The sequence below is a fragment of the uncultured Amaricoccus sp. genome, assembly GCF_937858865.1.
Taxonomy (GTDB): domain Bacteria; phylum Pseudomonadota; class Alphaproteobacteria; order Rhodobacterales; family Rhodobacteraceae; genus Amaricoccus.
The window spans coordinates 1-25,181 of the sequence record NZ_CALLYO010000534.1 but is presented as its reverse complement, the minus strand read 5'-3'; the positions used below and the strand labels follow the sequence as shown (position 1 = coordinate 25,181).

General features: G+C 72.4%; 26 protein-coding genes. 14 read left to right on the top strand and 12 right to left on the bottom strand.

The features are described 5' to 3' along the window. Positions 1-85: 85 nt before the first annotated feature. Positions 86-694 (top strand): LysE/ArgO family amino acid transporter, encoded by a 609-nt coding sequence (locus Q0112_RS15720; protein ID WP_297976917.1) that lies wholly within the window; start codon positions 86-88, stop codon positions 692-694. A 255-nt stretch (positions 695-949) separates the two neighbouring features. Here Q0112_RS15720 and ndk read toward each other — a convergent pair whose 3' ends face one another. Next, positions 950-1,372 (bottom strand): nucleoside-diphosphate kinase, encoded by a 423-nt coding sequence (ndk, locus tag Q0112_RS15715; RefSeq protein WP_297976916.1) that lies wholly within the window; start codon positions 1,370-1,372, stop codon positions 950-952. Positions 1,373-1,531: 159 nt separating this feature from the next. Here ndk and purU point away from each other — a divergent pair, with 159 nt between their 5' ends. Next, positions 1,532-2,380: a formyltetrahydrofolate deformylase gene (gene purU, locus Q0112_RS15710; RefSeq protein ID WP_297976915.1), complete on the top strand. Its 849-nt coding sequence runs from the start codon at positions 1,532-1,534 to the stop codon at positions 2,378-2,380. Between the two features lie 127 nt (positions 2,381-2,507). On the opposite strand, the gene Q0112_RS15705 is transcribed toward purU, so the two are convergent. Beyond that, positions 2,508-3,707, bottom strand: coding sequence for an NnrS family protein (locus Q0112_RS15705; protein ID WP_297976914.1), 1,200 nt, complete (start codon positions 3,705-3,707; stop codon positions 2,508-2,510). Positions 3,708-3,825: 118 nt separating this feature from the next. On the opposite strand from Q0112_RS15705, the gene Q0112_RS15700 reads away from it, so the two are divergent. Further along, positions 3,826-4,524, top strand: coding sequence for a Crp/Fnr family transcriptional regulator (locus tag Q0112_RS15700; RefSeq protein ID WP_297976913.1), 699 nt, complete (start codon positions 3,826-3,828; stop codon positions 4,522-4,524). On the opposite strand, the gene Q0112_RS15695 is transcribed toward Q0112_RS15700, so the two are convergent. After that, on the bottom strand, positions 4,469-4,729 hold the full coding sequence (locus Q0112_RS15695) for a hypothetical protein (protein ID WP_324562531.1): 261 nt from the start codon (positions 4,727-4,729) through the stop codon (positions 4,469-4,471). The two genes, Q0112_RS15700 and Q0112_RS15695, sit on opposite strands and share 56 nt — an antisense overlap. A 123-nt stretch (positions 4,730-4,852) precedes the next feature. On the opposite strand from Q0112_RS15695, the gene Q0112_RS15690 reads away from it, so the two are divergent. The 8 genes from Q0112_RS15690 to hemN all read left to right on the top strand — a co-directional run bounded on the left by Q0112_RS15690 (position 4,853) and on the right by hemN (position 11,825). Beyond that, on the top strand, positions 4,853-5,305 hold the full coding sequence (locus tag Q0112_RS15690; RefSeq protein WP_297976912.1) for a cytochrome c: 453 nt from the start codon (positions 4,853-4,855) through the stop codon (positions 5,303-5,305). Positions 5,306-5,317: 12 nt separating this feature from the next. Next, a complete protein-coding gene (locus tag Q0112_RS15685; protein ID WP_297976911.1) occupies positions 5,318-6,661 on the top strand; it encodes a cbb3-type cytochrome c oxidase subunit I in 1,344 nt (447 codons plus the stop codon). Position 6,662: 1 nt separating this feature from the next. Next, on the top strand, positions 6,663-7,460 hold the full coding sequence (locus Q0112_RS15680; RefSeq protein WP_297976926.1) for a CbbQ/NirQ/NorQ/GpvN family protein: 798 nt from the start codon (positions 6,663-6,665) through the stop codon (positions 7,458-7,460). A 6-nt stretch (positions 7,461-7,466) separates the two neighbouring features. Then, positions 7,467-9,332, top strand: a complete 1,866-nt coding sequence (locus Q0112_RS15675) for a VWA domain-containing protein (protein ID WP_297976910.1) — start codon at positions 7,467-7,469, stop codon at positions 9,330-9,332. Position 9,333: 1 nt separating this feature from the next. Next, complete coding sequence (locus tag Q0112_RS15670; protein WP_297976909.1) at positions 9,334-9,519, top strand: hypothetical protein; 186 nt, start codon at positions 9,334-9,336, stop codon at positions 9,517-9,519. Further along, the gene (locus tag Q0112_RS15665) at positions 9,498-9,740 is read left to right on the top strand and encodes an NnrT protein (protein ID WP_297976908.1); all 243 of its coding nucleotides are present in this window, start codon (positions 9,498-9,500) and stop codon (positions 9,738-9,740) included. Before Q0112_RS15670 ends, Q0112_RS15665 begins: the two co-directional genes overlap by 22 nt. Continuing rightward, a complete protein-coding gene (locus tag Q0112_RS15660) occupies positions 9,737-10,354 on the top strand; it encodes an NnrU family protein (protein ID WP_367278479.1) in 618 nt (205 codons plus the stop codon). The genes Q0112_RS15665 and Q0112_RS15660 overlap by 4 nt, the downstream gene beginning before the upstream one ends. 127 nt (positions 10,355-10,481) lie before the next feature. Beyond that, a complete protein-coding gene (gene hemN, locus Q0112_RS15655) occupies positions 10,482-11,825 on the top strand; it encodes an oxygen-independent coproporphyrinogen III oxidase (protein ID WP_297976907.1) in 1,344 nt (447 codons plus the stop codon). On the opposite strand, the gene Q0112_RS15650 is transcribed toward hemN, so the two are convergent. From Q0112_RS15650 to Q0112_RS15620, 7 genes are all read right to left on the bottom strand, one after another. Continuing rightward, positions 11,820-12,734: an FAD:protein FMN transferase gene (locus Q0112_RS15650; RefSeq protein WP_297976905.1), complete on the bottom strand. Its 915-nt coding sequence runs from the start codon at positions 12,732-12,734 to the stop codon at positions 11,820-11,822. The genes hemN and Q0112_RS15650 overlap by 6 nt on opposite strands. Then, a complete protein-coding gene (locus Q0112_RS15645; protein WP_297976903.1) occupies positions 12,724-13,251 on the bottom strand; it encodes a nitrous oxide reductase accessory protein NosL in 528 nt (175 codons plus the stop codon). The genes Q0112_RS15650 and Q0112_RS15645 overlap by 11 nt, the downstream gene beginning before the upstream one ends. Before the next feature lie 229 nt (positions 13,252-13,480). After that, on the bottom strand, positions 13,481-14,350 hold the full coding sequence (locus tag Q0112_RS15640) for an ABC transporter permease subunit (RefSeq protein ID WP_297976900.1): 870 nt from the start codon (positions 14,348-14,350) through the stop codon (positions 13,481-13,483). Continuing rightward, positions 14,350-15,252: an ABC transporter ATP-binding protein gene (locus Q0112_RS15635; protein ID WP_297976898.1), complete on the bottom strand. Its 903-nt coding sequence runs from the start codon at positions 15,250-15,252 to the stop codon at positions 14,350-14,352. The genes Q0112_RS15640 and Q0112_RS15635 overlap by 1 nt, the downstream gene beginning before the upstream one ends. Next, the gene (locus Q0112_RS15630; RefSeq protein WP_297976896.1) at positions 15,249-16,628 is read right to left on the bottom strand and encodes a nitrous oxide reductase family maturation protein NosD; all 1,380 of its coding nucleotides are present in this window, start codon (positions 16,626-16,628) and stop codon (positions 15,249-15,251) included. The genes Q0112_RS15635 and Q0112_RS15630 overlap by 4 nt, the downstream gene beginning before the upstream one ends. Next, positions 16,625-18,520, bottom strand: coding sequence for a TAT-dependent nitrous-oxide reductase (gene nosZ, locus Q0112_RS15625; protein WP_297976894.1), 1,896 nt, complete (start codon positions 18,518-18,520; stop codon positions 16,625-16,627). The genes Q0112_RS15630 and nosZ overlap by 4 nt, the downstream gene beginning before the upstream one ends. Positions 18,521-18,533: 13 nt before the next feature. Beyond that, positions 18,534-20,747 carry a NosR/NirI family protein gene (locus tag Q0112_RS15620; protein ID WP_297976892.1) on the bottom strand — a complete coding sequence of 738 codons (2,214 nt, stop codon included), beginning with the start codon at positions 20,745-20,747 and terminating at the stop codon, positions 18,534-18,536. Between the two features lie 246 nt (positions 20,748-20,993). On the opposite strand from Q0112_RS15620, the gene Q0112_RS15615 reads away from it, so the two are divergent. After that, the gene (locus tag Q0112_RS15615; protein ID WP_297976925.1) at positions 20,994-21,410 is read left to right on the top strand and encodes a pseudoazurin; all 417 of its coding nucleotides are present in this window, start codon (positions 20,994-20,996) and stop codon (positions 21,408-21,410) included. A gap of 233 nt (positions 21,411-21,643) precedes the next feature. After that, positions 21,644-22,669, top strand: coding sequence for a UDP-glucose 4-epimerase GalE (gene galE, locus Q0112_RS15610; RefSeq protein ID WP_297976890.1), 1,026 nt, complete (start codon positions 21,644-21,646; stop codon positions 22,667-22,669). Between the two features lie 88 nt (positions 22,670-22,757). On the opposite strand, the gene rlmJ is transcribed toward galE, so the two are convergent. Continuing rightward, positions 22,758-23,531, bottom strand: a complete 774-nt coding sequence (gene rlmJ / locus Q0112_RS15605) for a 23S rRNA (adenine(2030)-N(6))-methyltransferase RlmJ (protein WP_297976888.1) — start codon at positions 23,529-23,531, stop codon at positions 22,758-22,760. 7 nt (positions 23,532-23,538) lie between these two features. Continuing rightward, the gene (locus tag Q0112_RS15600) at positions 23,539-24,708 is read right to left on the bottom strand and encodes an alpha-D-ribose 1-methylphosphonate 5-triphosphate diphosphatase (protein ID WP_297976886.1); all 1,170 of its coding nucleotides are present in this window, start codon (positions 24,706-24,708) and stop codon (positions 23,539-23,541) included. On the opposite strand from Q0112_RS15600, the gene Q0112_RS15595 reads away from it, so the two are divergent. Then, the coding region (locus Q0112_RS15595; RefSeq protein ID WP_297976884.1) for a DUF1045 domain-containing protein at positions 24,707-25,181 on the top strand (475 nt) is incomplete at its 3' end. The two genes, Q0112_RS15600 and Q0112_RS15595, sit on opposite strands and share 2 nt — an antisense overlap.

Genomic DNA, 25,181 nt, shown 5'->3' with positions numbered 1-25,181 from the left:
TCCGGCTAATCGGAGATTAGGGGGTTTAATTTGCCTAATCCATCGGGGCCGGGTAGCGCAAGCCGGTCATCGGTCGGAGCGGCACATGGATTTCCCGGTCTTTCTCGCCGGCATGACGATGGGGCTGAGCCTGATCGTCGCCATCGGCGCGCAGAACGCCTTCGTGCTGCGGCAGGGGCTGCGCGGCGAGCACGTCTTCGCCGTGTGCCTGACCTGCGCGCTGTCCGACGCGGCGCTGATCCTCGTCGGGGTAACGAGCTTCGCCCGGATCGCCGCGCTGCTGCCCTGGCTCGAGCCGGCGATGCGGGTCGGGGGGGCGGCCTTCCTCGCCTGGTACGGGGCGCGGAGCCTGCGCTCGGCGCTGACCTCGACCGACGCGCTGACCGTGGGGGCGGGGGAGGCGGCGGGGCTCGGGGGCGCGCTTCTCGCCTGCCTCGCCATCACCTGGCTGAACCCGCACGTCTATCTCGACACGGTGGTGCTGCTCGGCACGGTCTCGACGCGGTTTCCGGGCGGCGGGGCGGCCTTCGCCGCCGGGGCGATCGCGGGGTCGTTCCTCTTCTTCTTCGCGCTCGGCTATGGCGCGGCGCGGCTGCGGCCGCTGTTTGCCCGGCCGGCGGCCTGGCGGGTGCTCGAGGGGGCGATCGCGGCGGTGATGTGGACGCTCGCGCTCCGGCTGGCGGTGGGCGGCTGAGGCGACGGAGGCAGGGCTTGAGCGCGGCAGACGGGCGGGTGGAGTCGTGGTGCATTCCCGCCGCCTGACGAGATGCTCGCTGCCGCGAGAACAGCAGGGTAAGCAGACGGACTCCGACCGGCGGGCCGACCCGGTCCCGATGGCGACCTCCCTCGACGATCCGCCTGGCGCCTCCGCCGGCACCGCGACCGGCTCATCCGGCCGCGGTTCCGGCGTCCGGGCCGGCGTCTACGACCGCGGAGACCGAGTGAGCGGTCAGCCGACGAGTTCGAGGCCGGAGAAGAAGAAGGCGATCTCGGTGGCGGCGGTCTCGGGGCCGTCCGAGCCGTGCACCGAGTTCTCGCCGATCGAGAGGGCGAATTCCTTGCGGATGGTGCCTTCGGCCGCCTCGGCGGGGTTGGTCGCGCCCATGACCTCGCGGTTCCGCGCGATGGCGTCCTCGCCCTCGAGCACCTGGGCGACGATGGGGGCGGAGGAGATGAACTCGGTCAGCTCGGCGAAGAAGGGGCGGTCCTTGTGCACGCCGTAGAAGGTCTGCGCCTGGGCGAGCGTCAGGTGGAGGCGCTTCTGGGCGATGATGCGCAGGCCGGCGGCCTCGATCTTGGCGTTGATCGCGCCGGTCAGGTTGCGGCGCGTGGCGTCCGGCTTGATGATCGAGAAGGTGCGCTGAATGGCCATCGGTCGGTCCCTCGTCTTGTCCGGCCGGTCGGTTAGCATGGCGTCCCGCATCGCGAAAGGCCCAATGTCGGAGGCTTCGCGCGAAGCGGCGCAGACGGGCATGCAGATGGCTGGTAAGGAGGGCACCTGCGGCGGCGACGGCTTTCGGCGAGGCGAGCAATGACCCAGCATGTGCTGACCCTGCGGTGCGACAACCGGCCCGGCATCGTGGCGGCGGTGGCGACGCGGCTGGCCGCGGGCGGCGGCGACATCACCGAGGCGGCGCAGTTCGACGACAGCATGACCGGCAAGTTCTTCATGCGGGTGGCCTTCCGCATGGCGGGCGAGGTGGCGGCCTTCGAGGAGGGGTTCGTCGCGGATGCGGCGCGCTTCGGGATGGACTGGACGCTGCGGCCGGCCGACCGGCTGCGCAAGGTGCTGATCCTGGTCTCGATGTTCGATCATTGCATGGTCGACCTGCTCTACCGCTGGCGGATCGGCGAGCTGCCGATGGAGGTGGTCGGGATCGTGTCGAACCATCCGCGCACCACGCTGGCGCGGAGCGAGTTCGCCGAGCTGCCCTACCGGCACCTGCCGGTCACCCGCGAGACCAAGGCGGCGCAGGAGGCGGAGCTGCGGCGGGTGATCGAGGAGAGCGGGGCGGAGCTCGTCGTGCTGGCGCGCTACATGCAGGTGCTGTCGGACGGGCTGTCGGGGTGGCTGTCGGGGCGGTGCATCAACATCCACCACAGCTTCCTGCCGGGGTTCAAGGGCGCCAAGCCCTATCACCAGGCGCACGAGCGGGGGGTGAAGATGATCGGGGCGACGGCGCACTATGTGACCGGCGACCTCGACGAGGGGCCGATCATCGCCCAGGACGTGGAGCAGGTGAGCCATGCCGACGCGCCGGACGACCTGGTGCGCAAGGGGCGCGACATCGAGCGGCGGGTGCTGGCGCAGGCGGTGGCCTGGCACCTGCAGGACCGGGTGCTGCTCAACGGCCACAAGACGGTGGTCTTCGCGAAATAGCCCGGGTGGGCACGCGTGCCCACTTGGGCATGGCGTTGTTTTTGCAGGAAAACCCCTCCCGGCGTTAACCGGATCGCAAGCATCGTTAACGTGCCCGGGCACGCGACCCGGGCATGCGGGGCGACGCTCAGGGGTGGGGCGTGGCGGGGGCGGCCGGGCGGCTCGGGGTCCGGCGCGCGGGGTTCGGCCGCACCAGCCAGGGGGCGAGGTTGGCGGCGAGGATGCCGTAGCCGGCGGTCCAGAGGGCGGCCGAGACGGTGATGCCGTCGACGCCGGCCGATGCCGCGCGGACCAGCGCGGCCAGGGCGACGAGCGCGAAGGCGGCGGTGAGCCAGGGGCCGGCGACCAGGCTGCGCCCGGTGTGGCCGCGGGTCGCGCGCATCATCACCGCGACGGTCATGCCGCCGATCGCGCCGATGCCGAGGAGGTGGAGCCCGGCGGCGGCCGGCAGGAGGCCGAGGGCGGCGCCGGCGGTGGCGAGCAGGCCGAGCGGGACGAAGAGATAGGCGAGGTGCAGCATGAGCAGGAGCGGTGAGGGCCAGGTGGCCTCGCCGCGCCAGCGGGCGAGGCGGGCGAGGTGGAGGAGGCCGGCGAGGGCGAGGAGGAGCGCGGTCGGCCAGCCCTCGGGGCGGGCGGTCCAGGCGACGAGCGCGAGCGCGCCGGCGGCGAGGCAGAGGTTGTCGTAGCGGCCGAAGGGGACCGGCAGGCGGCGGGCGCCGTGCTGCACCAGCCAGTTGCGGGTGAAGCTCGGGATGATGCGCCCGCCGATCAGCGTGATGAGGAAGATCACCACGGCGACGGCGAGCCGCCGCGCGACGTCGGCCGTGCCGGTCAGCATCGCCTCGAGATGGAAGGTGAGGTTGGCGGCGAAGAGCAGCGTCACCGGGGCGAGCACCATGAGGTTGCGCCAGTTGCGGCCGGCGACGATCTCGACCCCGGCCATGCCGGCGATGGCGAGCAGGAAGGCGCCGTCGAGCGCCATCACCCCGACGGGGGGGAGGGCGAGCAGGCCCGCGACCGCCAGGCGGCCGAGGAGCCAGAGGGCGGCCAGCATCATCAGCGGCCAGCCGCGGGTCGGCATGCGGCCGGTCCAGTTCGGGATCGCGGTGAAGAGGAAGCCGGCGATGACGGCGGCGGCATAGCCGAAGAGCATCTCGTGCACGTGCCAGTCGACCGGCGCGAAGGGGCCGGCGAGGGTGACCGCCCCCTGCCAGACGGCGAGCCAGACCGGAATGACGCCGAGGGCGAGGAGGGTCGCCCCGAGGAAGAACGGCCGGAAGCCGTAGCTGAAGAGTATCGGGCCGTGGTAGGGGGCATGCCTCGCCATCAGGGTCGTCCTCGGTGCGGCGGGAATCACGATCCCGCCGCGTGCTGTTCCGTTGGCTATCGCGATAGGATAGGTAGGGTCCGACGTTCCTTGCGCAACTGCAACATCGGAATGCCTCGTGCCCAAGCTCGACGAAAGCCTGCTGACCGGCCTGCCGCCCTTCTCGCGCCTCTCGCGGCAGCAGATTCGCGAGATCCTCGACCGCGCGGCGCCGAAGCGGTTCCCGGAAGGCTCGGCGGTCTTTCGCGAGGGCGAGCCGGCGGAACGCTTCTACCTGCTGCTCGACGGCTTCATCCGCGTGGTGCGCACGACGCCGGCCGGCGAGCAGGTGATCGCGCTGCACATCCCGCCCGGGCAGCTCTTCGGCATCGCGCCGGCGATCGGGCGCAAGACCTATCCGGCGACGGCGGTCTGCGCCTCGGAATCGCTCGCGCTCGGCTGGCCGGTGCGCCACTGGGAGGATTTCGCCGCGAAGTACGAGGGCTTCGCCAGCGAGACCTACCGCACGCTCGGCGCGCGTCTCGACGAGGTGCAGGTGCGCCTGGCCGAGATCGCCACGCAGGCGGTGGAGCAGCGGGTCGCGGCGGCGCTGCTGCGCATGGTCAACCAGTCGGGGCGCAAGGGGCCGGAGGGGATCGAGATCGGCTTTCCGGTCACCCGCGCCGACATCGCCGAGATGACCGGCACGACGCTTCACACGGTGAGTCGCCTGCTGTCGGCCTGGGAGCGGGACGGGGTGGTGAAGAGCGTCCGCCGCCATATCACCGTGACGGCACCGCATCGCCTCGTGGTGCTGAGCGGCGCCGCGGCCGGATAGCGTCGCGCAGCGCCGCGCGGAAGGCTGCCTCGTCGAGGCCGTAGTGGAAGACGGTGTCGCTCACCGTGTGGAAGGGCGCGATCGGGCAGCCGACGCAGGCGGTATGGTGGGCGAGGAAGACCCGCGCGGCCGCCGGCCACGCCCGGAACAGCTCGGCGAGCACCAGATCCGGATCGTCGATGTCGGGCTTGATGTCGGGCGTCATGCGTGCCTTCCCGTGGCCTCCCGGCTACCCTGCCGCGCTCCTTCTGCCCGCTCTTTGCGCTTCGACAACGTGATCGCGTGGCGCTAGTCTAGGCCTGCGGCACAGGCAAAACCGAGGGATGCGATGTCAGAAATCCTCACCAAGGCGAGGGCGCGAAACGTCTTCTACGGCGGTTCGCTGTTCTTCACGGCGGTCTTCGTGCTGATGGTCTGGCACAGCCACCATTATATCGTGACCAAGTCGACCGCGGCGCTGCCGCTCACCGAGGAGGTGGTGCTCGGCAAGCAGGTCTGGGAGCGGCACAGCTGCATCAACTGCCACACGCTGCACGGGGAGGGGGCCTATTTCGCGCCCGAGCTCGGCAACGTGACCACGCGCTGGGGGGTCTACGACGATCCCGACACCGCCTTCGAGATCATGAAGTCCTGGCTCGAGGCGCAGCCGTCGGGGGTCGAGGGGCGGCGGCAGATGCCGTTCTTCGCGCTCACCGACGAGGAGATCCGTGGCCTCTCGGAGTTCCTGCGCTGGGCCGACCACAACGACACGCAGAACTGGCCGCCGAACGACGCCGGCTGAGGGAAGAGAGAGATGAAGTACCAGTCCCAGAAGGTTGCGCTCGCCTACTTCACGGTGGCGATGGCGCTCTTTGCGATCCAGGTCCTGGCCGGGCTGCTGGCGGGGTGGATCTATATCTCCCCCAACACGCTCTCGGAGGCCCTTCCCTTCAACATCGTGCGCATGATCCACACCAATGCGCTGATCGTCTGGCTGCTGCTCGGCTTCTTCGGCGGCACCTACTACCTGCTGCCGGAGGAGGCGGAGCGCGAGCTCTTCTCGGTGAAGCTCGCCTACCTGCAGCTCGCCATCCTCGTCGTCGGCACGCTCGGGGCGGTGGGGAGCTACCTGATCGGCATCCACGGCGGCCGCGAGTTCCTCGAGCAGCCGCTCTGGGTGAAGTTCGGCATCCTGGTCGCGGCGCTGATCTTCCTCGCGAACGTCACGCTGACCTCGCTCGGCGGGCGCAAGACGGCGATCACCAACATCCTGCTGCTCGGGCTGTGGCTGCTGTCGCTGCTGTGGATCTTCGCCTTCATCAACCCGCACAACCTCGCGCTCGACAAGATGTACTGGTGGTTCGTCGTGCACCTCTGGGTCGAGGCGACCTGGGAGCTGGTGATGGCGGCGATCCTCGGGTTCCTGATGCTGAAGCTGACCGGGGTCGACCGCGAGGTGGTGGAGAAGTGGCTCTACGTCATCGTCTCCTGCGCGCTCTTCTCCGGCATCCTCGGCACCGGGCACCACTACTTCTGGATCGGCACGCCGAGCTACTGGCAGTGGACCGGCTCGATCTTCTCGATCTTCGAGGCGGCGCCCTTCTTCGCGATGATGAGCTTCGCCTTCATCATGGTCTGGAAGGGCAAGCGCAACCATCCGAACAAGGCGGCGCTGCTCTGGTCGCTCGGCTGCTCGGTGGTCGCCTTCTTCGGGGCGGGCGTCTGGGGGTTCCTGCACACGCTGCACGGGGTCAACTTCTACAGCCACGGCACGCAGGTGACGGCGGCGCACGGGCATCTCGCCTTCTACGGCGCCTACGTGATGCTGAACCTCGCCATGATCACCTACGCCATGCCGGTGCTGAAGGGCCGCGAGCCCTACAACCAGGTGCTCAACATGGCCTCCTTCTGGCTGATGACGAGCGGCATGGCCTTCATGACCTTCACGCTCACCTTCGCCGGCGTGGTGCAGACGCACCTGCAGCGGGTGATGGGGATGTTCTACATGGAGGTGCAGGACCAGCTGGCGCTCTTCTACGTGATGCGCTTCGGGGCCGGGGCCGCCGTCGGGGTCGGGGCGCTGCTCTTCATCTACACCGAGTTCATCGTGCGCCGGGAGATCATCACCCCGGGGCCGGTGCAGGTGCCGGGTGAGTGAGGTGAACGCGTCGGTCGGTCTCCGGGCGCTGCCCTTCTACCGCCCGGTGGCCGACGAGTGCGCCGTCTTCGAGGCGGCGCACGCCAACCGGCTGCCGCTGCTGCTCAAGGGGCCGACCGGCTGCGGCAAGACGCGCTTCGTCGAGCATATGGCGGCGCGGCTCGGGCTGCCGCTCTTCACCGTCGCCTGCCACGACGACCTCTCGGCGGCCGACCTGATCGGGCGCTACCTGCTCAAGGGGGGCGAGACGGTCTGGACCGACGGGCCGCTCACCCGCGCCGTGCGGCAGGGGGGGATCTGCTATCTCGACGAGGTGGTGGAGGCGAGGAAGGACGTGACGGTGGTGCTGCATCCGCTGACCGACGACCGGCGGCGGCTGGTGATCGACCGGACGGGAGAGGAGCTGGAGGCGCCGGCCTCCTTCATGCTGGTCGCGAGCTACAACCCGGGGTACCAGAACATCCTGAAGAAGCTGAAGCCCTCGACGCGGCAGCGGTTCGTCGCCATCGGCTTCGACTTCCCCGATCCGGCGACGGAGACGGCGGTGGTCGCGGCGGAGAGCGGGCTCGACGCGGTTCGGGCGGGGGCGCTGGTCAGGCTGGCGGGGCATGTCCGCTCGCTCTCGGGGATGGACCTCGAGGAGGGGGTGTCGACGCGGCTTCTCGTCTATGCCGCGACGCTGATCGTGGGCGGCATGCCGGTCGACCGGGCGCTGCAGGCGGCGGTCGTCGAGCCGCTGAGCGACGAGGCGGAGGTGCAGCAGGCGCTGCGCGACCTCGCGGCCTCGGTCTACGGGTAGCCGCCGATGATCCGCCCGCTCGACCTGATGGAGCCGGAGGAGACGGTCGGCAACCTCTGGCACGACTGGGCGAGCCGCGGGGCGGCCGCGGGCCATGCCGAGGCGGCGGTCAGCTTCGAGGCGATGCGGCCGAGCGTCGCGATGCTGTTCCGGGCGCTCGGTGGGCCGCCGCAGGCGGAGATCGTGCCGGTGCCGGCGGCGGTCGCGGGGCATCGCCGCGGGCTGGAGATCGGGGTGCGGCACGAGGTGGTGCATGTCGCCGACTTCAGCGGCGAGCGGCTGCGGCTGCCGCCGGTGATCGACGCCTTCCCGGCGCGGGCGCTCAACCGGGCCGCCTATCTCTGGCTGGCCGGGCTGGCGGCGCGGGTGGTGATCCCCGGTCCGGAGGGCGATCCCTGCCGCGCCGACCTCGCCGGTCTCGAGGCGCTCGGGGTGGCGGGGGCGGAGGTTCTGGCGGCCTGCCCGGGGCTCGTCGCGGCGCATGCGGCGATGTGCCGGCAGCTGCTGGCGGAGCGGGGGCGGGTGCTGCTGCCGCGGCACGAGGCGGCGGTGGAGGCGCGGGTGCGGGCGCTGCTCGGGGATGCGCCGGCCGGGGAGCCTCCGGCGGCGCGGGCGCCGCGCGGGTATCGCGGCGTCGCGCCGGTGCCGATCCTGCTGCGGCTGGTGCCGGCGGGGGAGGGGCGCGGGGCGGCGCCGGACGGCGAGGAGGGGCGCGCGCCGGCGCTCGCCATGCAGACCCGCAAGACGGCGAAGCGCGAGGAGCGCGACCAGGCCAACCGCCGGGACAGCTTCATCATTCACCGCTTCGAGGCGATCATGTCCTGGGCGGAGAGCCTCAACATCAACCGGATGACCGACGACGACGACCAGGAGAACGCGCAGAAGGCGGTGGACGACCAGGACCATCTGACGCTCTCCGAGCATTTCCGCCGTGCGGCGACGCGGCTGCGGGTGTCGCTCGACCTCTCGCCGCAGGATGCCGCGCACGAGCGGCTGGCGGACCGTTTCACCTATCCCGAATGGCACCATCGCGCGCGGGCGCACATGCCCGACCATTGCCGCGTGCTGGAGGTGGAGGCGGGCGAGGGCGGGGACTTCGTGCCGGATCACCGGCTGGTCGCCCGCGTGCGGCGGCAGTTCGCGCCGCTGCATCCGCGGCGGGTGATGCTGTCGCGGCAGGTGGACGGGAGCGATCTCGACCTCGACGCGGCGGTGGCCTCGGAGGTGGATCTCCGCTCCGGGCACAACGGCAGCGACCGGGTCTGGCAGGATTCGCGGGCGGTGGCGCGCGATCTCTCGGTCGCGATCCTGATGGACTGCTCGCGCTCGACCGAGGCGGCGGTGGGCGAGACGAGCGTGATCGACACCGCGCGCGAGGCGCTGGCCGCGCTCGCCGCCGGGATCGACAGCGCGGGCGACCGGCTCGGGCTCTGGGGGTTCTCCTCGCTGCGGCGGGACCGGGTGTTCGTGACCCGCGCCAAGGGGTTCGACGAGCCGATGTCGCCCGTGGTGACGGCGCGGATCGGGAGCCTGAAGCCCGGGCATTACACCCGGCTCGGGGCGGCGATCCGGCACACGACGGCGATGCTGGCGAAGGAGACGGCGGCGCGGCGGCTGCTGCTGGTGCTGACCGACGGCAAGCCGAACGACCTCGACCACTACGAGGGGGTGCACGGCATCGAGGACAGCCGGATGGCGGTGCGCGAGGCGCGGGCGCTCGGGCTCGCCGTGCACGGGGTGGTGGTCGATGCCGACGGGCAGGACTGGTTCGCGCGCATCTTCGGCCGCGGCGGCTTCACGCTGCTGCCCTATCCGGCGCGCCTGCCGCGCGCGCTGCCCGCGATCTACCAGACGTTGACGATGGAGAGCTGAGATGCGCCTTCTGCCGATCCTCGCGCTGATCCCTGCGCTGGTCCCTGCGCTGGTCCCTGCGCCCGTCCTCGCCGCGAGCGAGCTTCCGCAGCCGATGACGGGCGGGGCGACCGTCTCCTACGCGCTCGCCTCCGTCCTCTTCCTCTGCACCCTCGGAGTCGCGCAATGGCTGGTCGGCCGCCGCTGAGGCATCCCGGCTGGGGGCTGATGGGGCTCGTCTATCCGTTCGCCGCCGGGGCGGTGGCGGTGAACCTCTTCTTCGTCTCGCTGGTGCTGAGCTGGGTCGGGGTGCCGGTGCTGACGCCGGGGCTGTCGGTGCTCGGCGGCTGCCTGCTCGGGGTTCCGGTGACCTGGGTCTTCGCCCGGCACATCCGCCGGCTGATGACGGAGGCCGACGAGGCGCCGTGAGGGGCTGGCTTCCCTTCGCGCTGGCGCTCGCGGTCTTCGCCGGGTCGCACTATCTGCCGGTCGTCACCGGCTGGCGCGAGGCGCTGGTCGCGCGGTTCGGGCGCCGGGGGTATTTCACCGCCTACGGGCTGCTCTCGCTGCTGCTGCTCGGCTGGGTGATCGTGGCCGCCGGCCGCGCGCCCTATGTCGAGATCTGGCCGCAGCAGGGCTGGCAGCGGTGGGTGCCGAACCTGGCGATGCCGGTCGCCTGCGTGCTCGCCGCCTGCGGGCTGGGGATGGCGCAGCCCTTCACGCTCGGCGGGCGGCGCAGCGCGCGCCTCGATCCGGGCGATCCCGGGCTGGCGGCGGTCACGCGGCACCCGGTGCTCCTGGCGCTGGCGCTCTGGGCGGGGGCGCATCTGGTCGCGAACGGCGATCTGGCGCATGTCGTCGTCTTCGGCGGGTTCCTCGGCATGGCGCTCGTCGCCATGCGGGCGGGCGACCGGCGGCGGCGGCGCTGCCGGCGGGGGAGGCGGCGGCCTTCTTCGCGGCGACGGCGACGCTGTCGCTGGCGCCGCTCGGGGAGGCGGGCTGGTGGCGGGGGAACCTGCGCCGGCTGCTGCCGCGGGTGGTGATCGGGCTGCTGGTCTGGCTGGGGGCGCTGCTGCTGCATCCGGCGGTGATCGGGGTGTCGCCGCTGCCGCTCGGCTGGCTTTGATCGGGCGCAATGACAGCGGGGCGGGGACGGGCGAGAAGCCTGGCATGGACCAGCTCGACCGCCTGCGCGATCTCGGCCTCTTCGACAGCCGGGTGCCGCGCTATACCAGCTATCCGACGGCGCCCAACTTCTCGGCCGGGGTGGGGGCGGCGGCGCAGGGGGAGTGGCTGGGTGCCGTCGATCCGGGGGTGCCGGTGTCGGTCTATCTGCACATCCCCTTCTGCGAGCGGCTCTGCTGGTTCTGCGCCTGCCATACCCAGGGGACGAAGACGCTGGCGCCGGTCGAGGCCTATGTCGAGGCGCTGGAGGTGGAGCTGGCGCTGGTGGCGGCGCGGCTGCCGGCGGGCGTGCGGATGGGGCGGCTGCACTGGGGCGGGGGGACGCCGACGATCCTGCCGCCGGTGCTGATCCACCGGCTGGCGGCGGCAGTCCGGGCGGCGATTCCGCCGGCCGAGGGGTGCGACTTCTCGGTCGAGATCGACCCGACGCTGGTGGATCGGGCGAAGATCGAGGCGCTGGCCGAGGAGGGGCTGACGCGGGCGAGCCTCGGGATCCAGGATTTCGACCCGGTGGTGCAGCAGGCGATCGGGCGGCTGCAGAGCTTCGAGGAGACCCGGCGGACGGTGGACGACCTGCGCGCCTGCGGGGTCGGCTCGCTCAACACCGATCTCGTCTACGGGCTGCCGCACCAGAGCGAGGCGCGGCTCGAGGCGACGGTCGGGCAGGTGCTGACGCTGGCGCCGGACCGGGTGGCGATCTTCGGCTATGCGCATGTGCCCTGGGCCTCGAAGCGGCAGAAGCTGATCGACGAGGCGGCGCTGCCGGGGGACGTGGCGCGGGTGCGGCTGGCCGGGCTGGCGGCGGAGGGGTTCGAGGCGGCCGGGTATCGGCGGATCGGCATCGACCATTTCGCGCTTCCGGGGGACGGGCTGGAGCGGGCGGCGCGGGGCGGGCGGCTGCGGCGGAATTTCCAGGGGTATACCGACGACGATTGTCCGACGCTGATCGGGCTCGGGGCCTCGTCGATCTCGCGCTTTCCGCAAGGCTACGTGCAGAACGCCGCCGCCACCCATGCGTGGCAGGGACGGGTCGCGGCGGGGGAGCTCGGGGGCGCGCGGGGGCATGCGATGGGCGGCGAGGACCGGGTGCGGGCGCGGGCGATCGAGATGCTGCTCTGCGACTTCCGGCTCGACTTCGCGGCGCTGGGGCCGGAGGGGGAGGCGCTCAGGGCCGAGGCGGCGGGGGTGGCGGAGCGGTTCGGGGAGCTGGTCGCGCTCGATGCGGACGGGCTCGTCATCCGGCCGGAGGGGGTGGCGCTGGCGCGGATCGTCGCGAGCTGCTTCGACGGCTATCTCGCCGCCGGGGGGCGGTTCAGCCGCGCCTCATGAGGCGCGGTCGACGGTGACGCCGGGGAGCGCCGGCAGGTCTTCGAGAAGCGCGCAGGCGGTGGAGAGGGCGTCGGCCTCGGCGGCGGTCGGGGCGGTGACGGTGACGCGCGACCAGCGGGCCGGGGTGGCGCCGGTGCGCGGGTCGATGATGTGGGTGAAGCGGCGGGCCGGGTCGAAGGCGAAGCCCTGCGGCGCCGAGGTGGCGATGGCGCGGTCGGTGAGCGGGACGAGGGTGTCGGTGCCGGCGACGGCGACCGGCCAGGGGTCGGGGCCGAGGCCGCGGATCTCGCCCATGTCGACGAGGGTCGAGGTGACCCCGGCGACGCGCAGGAGGTCGGTGATGCGGTCGGTGATCCAGCCCTGGGCGATGCCGTTGAGGGTCAGCGCCATGCCGGGGCGGGTGAGGGCGATGCGGTCGGGGCTGGAAAGGACGGCGTCGAGGCCGACGGTGGCGCGGGCTTCGGCGATGGCGGCCGGGCTGGGGCCGGTCGGGGCGCCGCCCGTCTGGAAATGGTCGGCGTAGAGGCGCCAGAGGGGCTGGACGGTGGGGTCGAAGGCGCCGGCGGTGAGCGTGTGGAAGGTGCGGCAGTCGGCGAGGATGGCGACGAGCTCGGGCGGGGGGGCGGCGAGGGCGCGGGTGCGGTTGAGCTCGGAGAGGGCGGAGGCGGGGCGGTAGAGGCTGAGGATCCCTTCGAGGCGGTCGAGTTCGGCGGCGCAGGTGGCGAGGAGCTTTTCCGCCTCGGCGCGGTCGGGGTGGTGGAGGATGAGGGTCGCCGGCGCGCCGAGGGCGCGGCCGTGCCAGGTGACGACCTCGGCGGTGGCGCGGGTGGCGCGGAGCGCGAGGGGGAGGCCGGCGGCGGCGGCGAGCAGGCCGAGGGCGCGACGGCGGGTGAGGCGCTCAGTGGGCATCGTGGTCCTCCTCGGGGGGGGCGGCGGAGTCGCCGAGGATGTAGGCCGACGGGATGGCGTCGAAGGCGACGACCCGGCCGCCATGCTCGGCGACGAAGGCCTCGGCCCTGGCCTTGTCGGCGAAGGGGACGGCCTCGCTGCCGCCCATGCCGCCCTCGGCGTCGCTCTCGATGACGAAGGAGGCGGCGCGGGCGTCGGTCCAGTTGTCGGCGCCGGGGTCGGCCCAGGTGGCGGCGGCGCCCATGTCGGAGACGTAGATGGCGGCGATGTCCTTCGGTTCCTCGGGGAGGAGGGTGAAGGCGATGGTGTCGCGGGCGGAGGAGAACCAGACCGGCTCGTCCTGGCCGGTGAGGAGGATCTGGCCCTTCGGGCCCTCGTGCTCGGTCAGCATCATGCCGCAGTAGTGGCCGATGGCGGCGTCGGTGAGGGTGTGGGGGGCGGGCTTCTCGGCCTCGTCGTCGCAGGCGGCGAGGAGGGCGAGGCCGGCGCAGAGGGCGAGGGCGGGGAACGGGCGCATCAGGGTTCTCTCCGGGAGAAGACGAGAGCGGCGAGGGCGAGCGGCGCGGCGGTCGGAGCGCCTTTGCGCTCCGGAGTCGTTCTCCCGCGCGTGAGCGCGCGGGGCCCTGCGCGCCGTTGCGCGCGCCAACCCCCCCCCCCCTTCCCCCCCGCCCCAAGCATGGGGCGGGGGGAACCTGCCCGATAGGGAGAGGGCGACGGGTGCGGGTGCGGGTGCGGGTGCTCGGGCATCAGAGCTCCCTCCGGGAGAAGACGAGCGCGGCGAGCGCGAGGGGGGCGGCGGTCCAGGCGAGGAGGACGGCGACGAGGATGGGGGGCGTGAGGGCGGTGTGCCCGGCGAGGGCGCCGATGCCGGTGAGGCCGCCGGTGCCGGCCATGCCGAGGGTGAGCAGGCGGTAGGCGTCGGTGGGGTTGAGGGCGAGGAGGGTGTCGACGAGGGCGGGCGGCAGGCTGTGACCGCCGGTGGCGACGAGGAGGCCGAGGAAGGCCATGTCGTAGAGGATGACGAAGAGGAGCCAGAGGCCGATGGCGATGCCGCCGGCGGTGGAGCGCTGGCGGACGAGCGTGCTGGCGAGCAGGCCGAGGGCGAGGAAGACGCCGCCGAGCAGGATCGAGGCGCCGACCATGGCGGCGAAGGCGCCCCAGGCGGCGAGGCCGAGGTTCCAGCCGACGGCGAGCGCCGCGGCGCCGTAGCCGAGGACGGTGGCGAAGGCGAGGATGGCGAGCTGGCCGAGGAACTTGCCGAGGATGACGGCAGTGCGGCCGACCGGATAGGCGAGGAGGAGGAGGAGGGTGCCGCGCTCGGCCTCGCCGGCGATGGCGTCGTGCGAGAGGAGGAGCGCGATGAGCGGGACGAGGAAGATGGTCAGGCTGGCGAGGCTGACCGTCACCACGTCGAGGCGGCTGGCGCCGACGGTGCCGGTGGGCGCGCTGCCGAGCAGCGCGAGGGTGAGGGCGAGGGCGGCGAGGAGCAGCGTGGTGGCGACGACCCAGCGGTTGCGGAAGCCCTCGCGGATCTCCTTGGCCGCGAGGATGAGGATGGTGGGCATGGTCGGCCTGCGCGGGGCGGGGACGATGGCGGTGTCGGCGAGGCTGGACATCAGGCGGCCTCCCGCTGGAGGAAGTGGGCGTAGAGGTCGTCGAGCGTGGGCTCGGTGACGGTGAGGTCGGTGACGGCGCCGGGGTCGGCGAGGAGCTGCGCGAGGAGCGGGAGCTTGCCGGCGGGCTCCACCTCGGCCTCGAGGCTGCCGTCGGGGAGGCGCTGCCAGCCGGAGCTCGACATCGGGCCGGCGAAGCCGGCGGCGGGCCGGATGCGGATCTGGACGGGAAGCCGGGCGATGGCGCGCAGGTCGGCCAGCGTGCCGTCGGCGATCTTGGCGCCGCGGTTCACGATGACGACGCGGTCGGCGCGGCCCTCGAGCTCGGTCAGGGCGTGGGAGGCGAGGAGGACGGTCGCCCCCTCGGCGGCGCGGGCGGCGACGATGGCGTAGAATTCGCGGCGGAGCGCCGGGTCGAGGCCGCTGGTCGGCTCGTCGAGGATGAGGACGCGCGGGCGGCCGAGCAGCGCCTGGGCGAGGCCGAGGCGCTGGCGCATGCCCTTGGAGTAGGTGCCGATGGCGCGGCCCTCGGCGCCGGTGAGGCCGACGGCGGCGAAGGCCTGGTCGAGCTCGGAGAGGGGCACGCCCTTGAGGCGGGCGTAGAAGCCGAGGGTCTCGCGCCCGGTGAGGGCGAGGTGGAAGGAGACGCTCTCGGGCAGGTAGCCGACCTCGCGGCGCAGCGCGAGGCCGTGCACGGCCGGATCGCCGCCGAGGAGCTCGACGCGGCCCTCGGTCGGGCGGGCGAGGCCGAGCATCATCTTGATCTGCGTGGTCTTGCCGGCGCCGTTGTGGCCGACGAGCGCGATGACCTCGCCGGCGTGGAGCGCGAGGTCGAGCTCGCGCACGGCGGCGATCGGGCCGTAGCGCTTGGTGACGCCGTGGAGGGCGACGGTGGTCGTGGTCATGGGTGCGGTTCCGGTGGCGGGGCCATCAGCGGCGCCGAGTCGACGACGCCGCCGGGCAGCGTGGCGGGGAAGCGGGACTGCGCCCAGCGGATCACCTGGACGGCGGGGCTGGTCATGAGGAGGCGCGCCTGGGGGGCGGTCCACATCACCCGGTCGATGATGTCGTTCGGGCGGTAGGCGGCGTCGGCGATGCCGTCGCCGTCGAGGTCGAAGGCGGGGTTGTCGGACCAGTAGTTGCCGCGGCCGTCCTCGGACCAGTCGAGGTTGCGGGTGCCGACGTACTTCACCTGCGTCTGGTTGCCGACGAAGGCGTTGCCGGAGACGGCGTTGCCCTCGGCGCCGGCGGTGAAGTGGATGCCGATGCGGCAGTTCTCGAAGTGGTTGTCGCGGAAGACGTTCCGGTTGGCGTTGTAGATGAAGACGCACTTCTCCGGGCCGACCCGGTCGCCGGCGGCATGCGGCGCGGCGGCGGCGGCCGGCTCGGCGGCGGACCCGGCGGCGGACTCGGCGGAGGGCATGCCGTCGTCGGCGTCGGCACCCTGCGACATGGTGAGCCAGCGGGCGGCGGGAAGCTCGCGGCCGGTGACGCGGTTGCCGGTGATCTCGGACTTGTTGGCGGAGTTGAGCAGCAGGCCGTGGTCGCGGTCGCCGTCGGAGACGTTGCCGGCGATCTTCAGCCGGTCGGAGAACATGATCGCGTAGCCGACGGTATTGTCGACCGAGACGTTGTCCTCGATCACGCTGTCGTTCGTATACATGTAGTGGATGGCGAAGCGGGTCTTCTCGAAGCGGTTGCCGCGGAAGGTGTCGCGCTTGGAGACGCGCGTGAAGATGCCGTCGCGGCCGAGGCGGATGACGTTGTTCTCGACCAGCGCGCCGGGGGCGTTCCAGATCATGACGCCGTTGCCGGCGTCGGCCTGCCGCCCGCTGCGGCCGGTGATGGCGTTGTCGCGGACGGTGGCGTCCTGCGCGCCCTGGATGCGCACGCCGTGCAGGTTGTCGAGGAGGGTGTTGCGCTCGACGAGGGCGCCGGTGGCGCCCTTGTCGAGGACGATACCGGCGTCCATCGCGGCGCGGTCCGGGCCGGAGGCGCGGATCGTGAGGTCGCGGATGGTGACGCCGGGGGCGGTCACGGTGACGACGCTGCCCTCGCCCCCCCCGTCGAGGACAGCGCCGGGCTCGCCGCGGAGCGTCACCCCGCGGTCGAGCGCCACCGGGCCGGCGTGGACGCCGGCCGCGAGCACGAGCTCGTCCCCCGGCGCGGCCGAGGCCACCGCGGCGGCGAGGTCGTCGCCGGGCGCGATCAGGCGCGTCTCGGCGGCGGCGAGGCCGGGCAGGGCGGCGAGGGCCGCGAGCAGGGAGACGAGCGGGGTCATGCGCCGGCGGGCTCCACCAGCATGCGGCCCTTCATCTCCATGTGCATCGCATGGCAGAACCAGGAGCAGTAGTACCAGTAGACCCCGGGCTTGTCGGCCTTGAAGGTCACCGAGGCGGTGGCCTGCGGCGCGATCTCCATGTTGATGCCGTAGTTGACGATCGAGAAGCCGTGCGTCAGGTCCTCGACCTCGTCGATGTTGGTGACGACGACGGTCACCTCGTCGCCCTGCTTCACGGTGAAGCTCTCGAGGCTGAAGGCGGGGGCGGCGGAGGTCATGTAGACCCGCACCTTGTCGCCGTCGCGGATGACGTCGCCCGCGACCATGAGGTCGATGCCGTCGGCCTCGGCCATCTTCACCGTCTCGGCGAAGAAGGGGTCGGCGCGGTCCCAGATCGAGATCGGGTTGATCTTGGACGCATGCACGATCGTCGCGTCATGCGGCTCGGCGTAGGTCGGATTGTCGTGGACGATCACCATCTCGTCGCCGGAGATGTCGATGAGCTGGTCGCACTCGGGCTTGAGCGGGCCGGCGTTGAGGAAGCGGTCCTTCGAGAACTTGTTTAGCGAGATCAGCCACTTGCCGTCGGCTTCCTTGGTCTGGCCCATCGAGGTGTGGTTGTGGCCGGGCTGGTAGTGGACGTCGAGCTTCTGCTTGATCGGGTCGACCTGCTCGCCCTGGAAGGCGCGCCTGGCGTCGTCGATGTTCCACTTGCAGACCTGGCTGTCGATGAAGAGCGTGGTGTAGGCGTTGCCGCGGCCGTCGAAGGCGGTGTGCAACGGGCCGAGGCCGAGCTCGGGCTCGGCGACGACGGTGTCGCGCGGCTCGATCTTGTCGTCGAAGAGGTCGTCGAACTTGCGCACGTCGAAGACGGTGACGGTGGGCGAGAGCTTGCCGTTGGCGACGACGTGGATGCCGTCCGGCGCGGTGTTCATGCCGTGCGGGCCGTTCGCGACCGGCACGTAGCGGGTGTAGGGCGAGCCGTGCGTGCCGTCGAGCACGGGGACGCCGTTGATGATCTCGGCCTTGCCGGCGGCGACCGCTTCCTCGATGCGCTTGATGTTGAAGATGACGACCCAGTCCTCGTCGGCCGCCATCATGTCGGCGAGCGTGACGCCGCCCTCGGAGTTGTAGCAGGTCGAGAAGCAGTATTTGCCCTGGTAGTCGGCATCGACGTTGTCGAGGTTGCCGTCGACGCGGATCTGCCAGGCGACCTCCATCGTGTCGCCGTCGATGGCGGAGAAGATCGACCAGTACTTGTCCGGCTCGTCGAGGACCGTGCCGTCGTTGGGCAGCGGCACGCCGTCCTCGCCGTTGGCGAAGACGTAGCCGGTCTTCGGGTACTTCTGCACCCTGAGGCCGTGCACGGTGTGCTGGTTCGGGAGCTGGATGATCTTGTCGCAGCGCATGACGTCGAGGCGGATGCGGCAGACGCGGGTGTTGGCCTTGTCGTTGGCGAAGAGGTAGCGGCCGTCGTAGGTGGCGTCGGTCTGCGACGGGTGCGGGTGGTGCAGGTCGCCGTTCATGTAGGTGCCGCCGCGGGTCGAGAGGAACTCGCGCGTCTCGGGGAGGAGCCCCTCGGTCAGCACGCGCAGGCTCTCGTTGGTCTGGCCCCAGCCGGTCGCGCTGTCACGGTTGAAGACCGGGATGCGGATGAGCTCGCGCATCGAGGGCAGGCCGACGATGCGGATCTCGCCGGAATGGCCGCCGGAGACGAAGACGTAGTATTCGTCGAGCTCGCCGGGGGCGACGGTGGCGTGGCTCTCCTGGGCGCGGGCCGGGCTGGCGCCGAGCAGGCCGAGGCCCCCGAGGGCGGGAGCGCCGGCGGCGATCGCCGCGGAGGTGCCGAGCAGCTGTCGGCGGTTGAGGCCGGACCTTGTTTCTTCAGCCATGACTGTCTCTCCTTCAGAGTTTGGGGGCTGAGGACTTGGCAATCTTGTCGCGCCGCGCCTTGACCATCATCATGTGCGGGCAGCGGGTCTCGGAGTGGTAGAGCTCCTGGCAGTGCATGCAGTAGATGCATTCGTTGACGTTGATGTTGCCTTCGGGGTGGATCGCCTGGACCGGGCATTCGACGGCGCAGCGGTGGCAGGGCGAGCCGCACTCGGGCCAGCGCTTCAGCCACTCGAACATGCGCAGCCGGCCGGGGATGGCGAGCGCGGCGCCGAGCGGGCAGATGTAGCGGCAGAAGAAGCGCTCGATGAAGAGGCCGGGCAGGAGCCAGAGCAGCGCGATCGCGATGAAGACCAGCTCGCGGTTGAACTTGAGCACGATCGCGGTCTTGAAGGGCTCGACCTCGGCCAGCATCTCGGCATAGGCGAGCGAGTAGAGCGAGAGGCCGAAGAGGCCGAGGAAGATCATGTACTTGATCGGCCAGAGCCGCTCGTGCAGCGCCCAGGGCACGGTGATCTGCGGGATGCGGAGCTTCTTGGCGGCGAGGCTGGCGAACTCCTGCAGCGCGCCGAACGGGCAGAGCCAGCCGCAGAAGGGGCCGCGGCCCCAGAAGAGCAGGCCGGCGGCGACCGCGGCCCAGAGGATGAAGATGAGCGGTGCCGAGAGGAAGAAGTCCCAGGAGAAGCCGGTGACGAGCGCGTTGAAGAAGGTGAAGACGTTCACGACCGAGAGCTGGGTGTTGGCGATCCAGCCGAGCCAGACCAGCGTGAAGGCGAGGTAGGTGTAGCGCACGCCCTTGAGCAGCTTCGGCCGCCTGGCCAGCGTGTTCTGGAAGAAGAAGATGACGGTCAGGATGAGGAGGGCGGTGACGGTGACGGCGATCGGCCCCCGGTTCATCTGCCAGATCGAGATCCAGAGCGGGGGGCCCTCCTCCTCGTCGGAGAGGCCGGCGGGAGCCGTCTGCGGCGCCGTCTCGGGCGCGGGCGTCGCGGCGGCGGGCGCGGGCGGCGGCGGGGCCGGCAGCAGGTAGGATTCGGGCAGGGTGTAGCCGAGGTCGAAGGGCAGCGTCGTCTTGTCGCGCCCCTCGGTGGTGCGCTGGACGAGCAGCTGCAGGTCGAAGGGCTGGGTCGCGTCGAAGGCGAAGTCCTCCGGCACCACGAAGAGGCCGATCTCCTTCAGCCGCGGCGCGCCCTCGGCGGCGATGGCGTTGAGCCGGGTGTGGTTGCGGTCGCGGAAGCGGGTGCCCTGGCCGTCCTGCAGCAGCTCGACGCGGTCGAAGATGCCGCCGCGCACGTAGCCCGAGCCCTTGAACGAATAGGCGCCGTCGCCGGCGATGAGGACCGCGGCCTGGCCGGGCGCGAGCTTCGCGGCCATGCGCTCGTAGGCGGTGTCGCCGAGCAGGCTGCGGCCGATCGAGGGCACCGAGACGGGCGCGACGTAGAGGTCGATGAAGCGGTCCTCGGGGTTGCGGGTCTCGGGGTGGCCGGCGGCGGCCGGCTGTCCGGCGTCGGTGAAGGCCTGGCTGACCTCGCCGACGGTGAGGCGCAGGCTGCGCACCGAGCCGTCGCCGACGAGGCTCGACCAGTCGCGGATCGCGGTGACGGCCGGGTCGAGCGCGCGGGTCACGGCCGCCGGCGCCGCGGCGGTGGCCGCGACGCCCGCGAGGCGCCCGCTGCGGATGAGCTTCACCGCCGAGCGGACCACGCTGTCGCCCATGACGAGCACGGTGACGGTGGCGCCGGAGACGATCTCGACCTGCGGCGGCTTCGCCGCGCCGGCGGCGACCGGGCCGAGGTCCTGATCGATCAGCTGGTTGAGCGCCGCCATCACCTCGGCCTCGGGGATGCCGATGAGCACGATCGGCTCGTGGTGCTCGACGAGCTTCAGGCCGCGGACCGTTCCGGCCGGGTCGATGCCGACGACGATGTGGATGGGCTTGCCGGAATAGCCGATCGAGGTGGTGAAGTCGGTGTTGAGGTAGGCCCAGCCGACGCGCGCGCCGTCCGCGCCGAGGAGCGGCACGAGCGGCGGGTCGCCCTCGGGCTGGCCGAAGCTCGCGGCACCGGGGAGGAGGTCGGCGGGCGCGATGCCGGCGAGATGCTCCTGCAGCGTCTTCGCCGCGCCGGGGAGCGCGCCGAGCACGAGCAGCAGCAGGGCGAGCATCGCGCCGATCGCCACGCCGGTCGCCGCGTGGGCCGCTGCTGCCGCCCTCTGCCGTCTGGCCATGTCTCCGCCTCCCGCCGGACCGGAATGCAACTTCTGTGACCCGTCCGCGTGGTCGGCTCGTTGCAAATTCGCAAAGAATGGCCGTCGGGTCGCGCAGTCGTCAACCGCTTGCCTTCCAACTTGCGCTTGCGCAAACTGCGCGCCCCGACCGACCCTATATCGCCGGCGTGGGACGCAGATCCCGGTACGCAACCGCGGGGGAAGCCCGCAGAGGAGAAGCAAATGAGATTAGTCGGAACCCTGCTGATGGCGGCCCTGCTGGGCGCGACCGCGGGTGCGGTCTCGGCCGAAACCTTCGAGGTCCAGATGCTCAACAAGGGCGAGAGCGGCGTCATGGTGTTCGAGCCGGGCTTCGTCAAGGCCCAGCCGGGCGACACCATCCACTTCGTCGCCACCGACAAGGGCCACGACGCCGAGAGCATCAAGGGGATGATCCCGGACGGGGCCGAGCCCTTCAAGGGCAAGCTCAACGAGGATCTCGAGGTGACGCTGACCGAGGAGGGCGTCTACGGGGTGAAGTGCACGCCGCATCTCGCGATGGGCATGGTGATGCTGATCACGGTCGGCGATCCGTCCTCGAACCTCGAGGCGGCGAAGACGGCGAAGAATCCGAAGAAGGCGCAGGAGCGGTTCGACGCTGCCTTCGCGCAGGTCGGCCAGTAGGCGGCAGGTGCGGCGCGGATCGCGGGGGGCGGCTTCGGCTGCCCCCCGGCGTTTTCGGGCGGCGGGGCCTGCGGTGCCGGCGCCGGTTGCGGCGCGGGCGCGAGGGGGCTTTCCGCCCCCTCCTGGCCTGCGGCCAGTTCACCCCCGAGGATATTTGCGGACCGAAGATGTGAGGGGGCGGCCCCGGTTCGGCGGTCGGTCGCGGGGGCTCGTGTCGAGGGCGGGCGGTGCGCGTGGCTGAGGGCGGGAGCGTTCTGGTCACCGGCGGGGCGGGGTACATCGGCTCGCACGTGGTGGCGGAGCTGCTCGCGGCCGGGCGGCGGGTGGTGATTCTCGACGATTTCTCCAACGCCGCGCGCGACGTGCCGGAGCGGATCGCGGCGATCGGGCCCGGGGCGCCGGAGCTGGTCGAGGGGGATGTCCGCGACGCGGGCGTTCTCGACATGGTCTTTTCCCGCCACGAGATCGACGCGGTCGTGCACATGGCCGGGCTGAAGGCGGTGGCCGAGTCGGTCGCCGAGCCGCTGCGCTACATGCGGGTGAACGTGGGCGGGGCGGTGGCGCTGATGGAGGCGATGCTGGCGCATCGGGTGGGCCGGCTGGTCTTCTCCTCCTCGGCGACGGTCTATGGCCTGCCGGAGGCGAACCCGATCCCGGAGGGGGCGCCGCTGCGGGCGGTCAATCCCTACGGGCGGACCAAGCTCGTGGTCGAGCAGACGATCGGCGAGGTGGTGGCGGCGCGGCCGGAGTTCGCGGCGGTGTCGCTGCGCTATTTCAATCCGGTGGGGGCGCATGTCTCGGGGCTGATCGGCGAGGATCCGCGCGGGGTGCCGAACAACCTCTTTCCCTATGTGGCGCAGACGGCGGCGGGGGTGCGCGAGCGGCTGTCGGTCTTCGGCGACGATTATCCGACGCCGGACGGGACGGCGATCCGCGACTATATCCACGTGGTCGACCTGGCGCGCGGGCATCTGGCGGCGCTCGACTTCCTGCTGGCCGGGGAGGGGGCGGGGCGGCATCTGGCGGTCAACCTCGGGCGCGGGCGGGGGCACAGCGTGCTCGAGGCGGTGGCGGCCTTCGGGGCGGCGGTGGGGCGGGCGATCCCCTATGCCATCGCGCCGCGGCGGGCGGGGGACGTGGCGGAGTCGGTGGCCGACGCGCGGCTGGCGGCGGAGCTGTTCGGCTGGCGGGCGGGGCTCGACCTCCGGCGGATGTGCGCCGACCAGTGGGCCTTCCAGAGCCGGCTGCTGCTGCGCTGAGGGCGCGGGTGGGCGCGCGCGCCCACCCGGAGCATCTCGCTGGTATCGCTTGGAAATTTCCTTTCCGGTAACCGGACGGCAATCTTCGTTAACGTGTCTTCGGGACGAGGACCGGGGCGGCCTGGGCGTGGGCGGCGGCGAAGGCTGCCGCGGCGCCCCAGGGGGCGTTGAGCAGGGCGAGGCCGGAGCCGGTCATGCCGCGGGACGGGCGGGGGGCGAAGGCGACCTCGTCGACGAAAAGGGCGAGGGGGGCGAGGGCGGCGAGGAGGGCGCGGTGGCGGGCCTCGGGGAGGAGGGGGTACCAGAGGAGGATCGCCGCTTCGGGCCATTTGGCGAGCAGGCGGCGGGCGAAGCCGGCGGCGGCGGCGTATTCGCCCTTCATCTCGTAGGAGGGGTCGACGAGGACGAGGCCGCGGCGCGGGGCGAGCGGGGCCAGCGCGAGGAGGCCCTCGTAGCCGTCGCGGCGGTGGATGGCGGCGCCGGGGAGGGCTTTCGCGAGCGCGGCGTGCTCGGCGGGGTGGAGCTCCATCAGGGTGAGGCGGTCCTGCGGGCGGAGGAGCGTGCGGGCGATGAGGGGGGAGCCGGGGTAGGCGGTGGGGCCGTGTTGGGTGCGGGTGGCGGCGAGGGCGCGGCCGAAGGGGGTGGCGGGGTCGGGGGCGAGGCGGGCGATGCCCTGGGCGGCCTCGCCGGTCTTGAGCGCCTCGGGGGCGGCGAGGTCGTAGAGGGCGCGGCCGGCGTGGGTCTCGGCGTAGGAGATGCCGCGCGGCTTGGCGGTCAGGCGGGCGAGGAGCTCGGCCAGGACGATGTGCTTGTGCAGGTCGGCCGGGCCGCCGGCGTGGTAGGCGTGCTGGTAGGAGAGCAAGGCCGCCTCAGGCGACGCGGGCGCCGCCGACCCAGACGCCGCGCGGCACCGGATGGCCATGGGCGAGGCGGAAGCGGAGGAGGTCGGCGCGGAGGCCGGGCGCGATGCGGCCGCGGTCGGGGAGGCCGGCGGCGCGGGCGGGGGCGGCGGTGACGCGGGCGATGCCGGCGGCCATGTCGCCCGTGAGCGTGCCGAGGCGGACGGCGCCGGCGAGGAGGCTGGCCGGGGCGTAGTCGGAGGAGAGGATGTCGAGGAGGCCGGCCTCGGCGAGGGCGGCGGCGGAGACGTTGCCGGCGTGCGAGCCGCCGCGGATGAGGTTGGGCGCGCCCATCATCACGGCGATGCCGCGGGCGCGGCAGGCGGCGGCCGCCTCGAAGGTGGTGGGGAATTCGGCGATGCGGGCGCCGTGGGCGGCGGAGGCGGCGACCTGGGCCTCGGTCGCGTCGTCGTGGCTGGCGAGGGTGGCGCCGAGGCGGCGGGCGCCGGCGACGGCGGCGGCCTCGTGGCGGGCGCCGTTGCGGGCGCTGAGCGCGCGGAGGCTGGCGACATGGGCCTGGAACTCGGCCTCGGTCATGCCGCGGTGGCCGGTGGCGTAGGCGCGCAGGCGCGAGATGTCGGTGAACTGGCGCTGGCCGGGGGTGTGGTCCATCAGGCTGACGATGCCGACGCGGTCGGCGGGGGAGAATTCGGCGATCTCCTCGGCGAGGGTCTCGGAGCAGATCTCGGCGCGCAGGTGCAGCCGGTGGCGGATGCGCAGCGTGCCGGAGGCGTGCAGGCGGAGGATCTCGCTGGCGAGCGGGCGGGCGTAGCGGCGGAAGCCGGCCTTGCCGCCGGCGACGAGCGAGCCGATGCGCAGCGCGTCGAAGACGGTGGTGATGCCGGTGCCGGCGAGCTCGGCGTCGTGGGCGAGGATGGCGGCCGCCTCCGGCCAGCGGACGCCGGGGCGGGGCTCGAGGTGGCGCTCGAGGTTGTCGGTGTGGAGCTCGACGAGGCCGGGGGCGAGGAAGTCGCCCTCGCAGTCCTCGGCGCCGGCGGGCACGGCGGGGCCGCTGTCGATGGCGGCGATCCGGCCGTCGCGGACCAGGAGGCTGCCGGTCATCGTTTCCGTCTCGAGGACGATGCGGGCGTTGGCGAGGAGGAGGGTGCGCGGTTGCGCCGGGCGGAGGTCGTATGGCATGGGCCTGCTCATCTGCTCGGGGACCAAGATGGACGGCTGGCGGCGGCATGCAATCTATTTCGCGCCCGCCGAGGGGAGCGCGCTGGCCCGCTTCGGGTCGGACTGGCTGGGAGAGGGATCTTTCGAGCTGCCGGGGCTGCCGGTGCCGCGCGCGGCGCTGGTGGCCGAGCCGGCGCGCTACGGCTTCCATGCGACACTGAAGGCGCCGTTCCGGCTGGCCGCGGGGCGGGGCGAGGCGGAGCTCGATGCGGCGGCGGCCGGGGTGGCGGCGGAGTGCGCCCGCTTCGAGCTCGGGCTGCGGGTGGCGGCGCTCGGGGCCTTCCTGGCGCTGGTGCCGGAGGCGGCGCCGCCGGAGCTCGCGGCGCTGGAGGCGGCCTGCGTGACGCGGCTCGACGGCTTTCGCGCCCCGGCGACGGCGGAGGAGCTGGCGCGGCGGCGGGCGGCGGGGCTCGATCCGGAGGCGGAGGCGAACC

Coding starts and splice junctions, on each gene's coding strand:
- Q0112_RS15705 (WP_297976914.1), bottom strand. CDS start 3,707: ATGGCGAGGCATGCCCCCTACCACGGCCCGATACTCTTCAGCTACGGC.
- Q0112_RS15635 (WP_297976898.1), bottom strand. CDS start 15,252: ATGACCACGACCACCGTCGCCCTCCACGGCGTCACCAAGCGCTACGGC.
- Q0112_RS15720 (WP_297976917.1), top strand. CDS start 86: ATGGATTTCCCGGTCTTTCTCGCCGGCATGACGATGGGGCTGAGCCTG.
- ndk (WP_297976916.1), bottom strand. CDS start 1,372: ATGGCCATTCAGCGCACCTTCTCGATCATCAAGCCGGACGCCACGCGC.
- Q0112_RS15690 (WP_297976912.1), top strand. CDS start 4,853: ATGTCAGAAATCCTCACCAAGGCGAGGGCGCGAAACGTCTTCTACGGC.
- Q0112_RS15620 (WP_297976892.1), bottom strand. CDS start 20,747: ATGGCCAGACGGCAGAGGGCGGCAGCAGCGGCCCACGCGGCGACCGGC.
- Q0112_RS15650 (WP_297976905.1), bottom strand. CDS start 12,734: ATGCCCACTGAGCGCCTCACCCGCCGTCGCGCCCTCGGCCTGCTCGCC.
- Q0112_RS15665 (WP_297976908.1), top strand. CDS start 9,498: ATGGCTGGTCGGCCGCCGCTGAGGCATCCCGGCTGGGGGCTGATGGGG.
- nosZ (WP_297976894.1), bottom strand. CDS start 18,520: ATGGCTGAAGAAACAAGGTCCGGCCTCAACCGCCGACAGCTGCTCGGC.
- Q0112_RS15640 (WP_297976900.1), bottom strand. CDS start 14,350: ATGTCCAGCCTCGCCGACACCGCCATCGTCCCCGCCCCGCGCAGGCCG.
- Q0112_RS15645 (WP_297976903.1), bottom strand. CDS start 13,251: ATGCGCCCGTTCCCCGCCCTCGCCCTCTGCGCCGGCCTCGCCCTCCTC.
- Q0112_RS15670 (WP_297976909.1), top strand. CDS start 9,334: ATGCGCCTTCTGCCGATCCTCGCGCTGATCCCTGCGCTGGTCCCTGCG.
- Q0112_RS15600 (WP_297976886.1), bottom strand. CDS start 24,708: ATGCCATACGACCTCCGCCCGGCGCAACCGCGCACCCTCCTCCTCGCC.
- Q0112_RS15615 (WP_297976925.1), top strand. CDS start 20,994: ATGGCGGCCCTGCTGGGCGCGACCGCGGGTGCGGTCTCGGCCGAAACC.
- Q0112_RS15630 (WP_297976896.1), bottom strand. CDS start 16,628: ATGACCCCGCTCGTCTCCCTGCTCGCGGCCCTCGCCGCCCTGCCCGGC.
- Q0112_RS15695 (WP_324562531.1), bottom strand. CDS start 4,729: ATGACGCCCGACATCAAGCCCGACATCGACGATCCGGATCTGGTGCTC.
- Q0112_RS15675 (WP_297976910.1), top strand. CDS start 7,467: ATGATCCGCCCGCTCGACCTGATGGAGCCGGAGGAGACGGTCGGCAAC.
- purU (WP_297976915.1), top strand. CDS start 1,532: ATGACCCAGCATGTGCTGACCCTGCGGTGCGACAACCGGCCCGGCATC.
- Q0112_RS15685 (WP_297976911.1), top strand. CDS start 5,318: ATGAAGTACCAGTCCCAGAAGGTTGCGCTCGCCTACTTCACGGTGGCG.
- hemN (WP_297976907.1), top strand. CDS start 10,482: ATGGACCAGCTCGACCGCCTGCGCGATCTCGGCCTCTTCGACAGCCGG.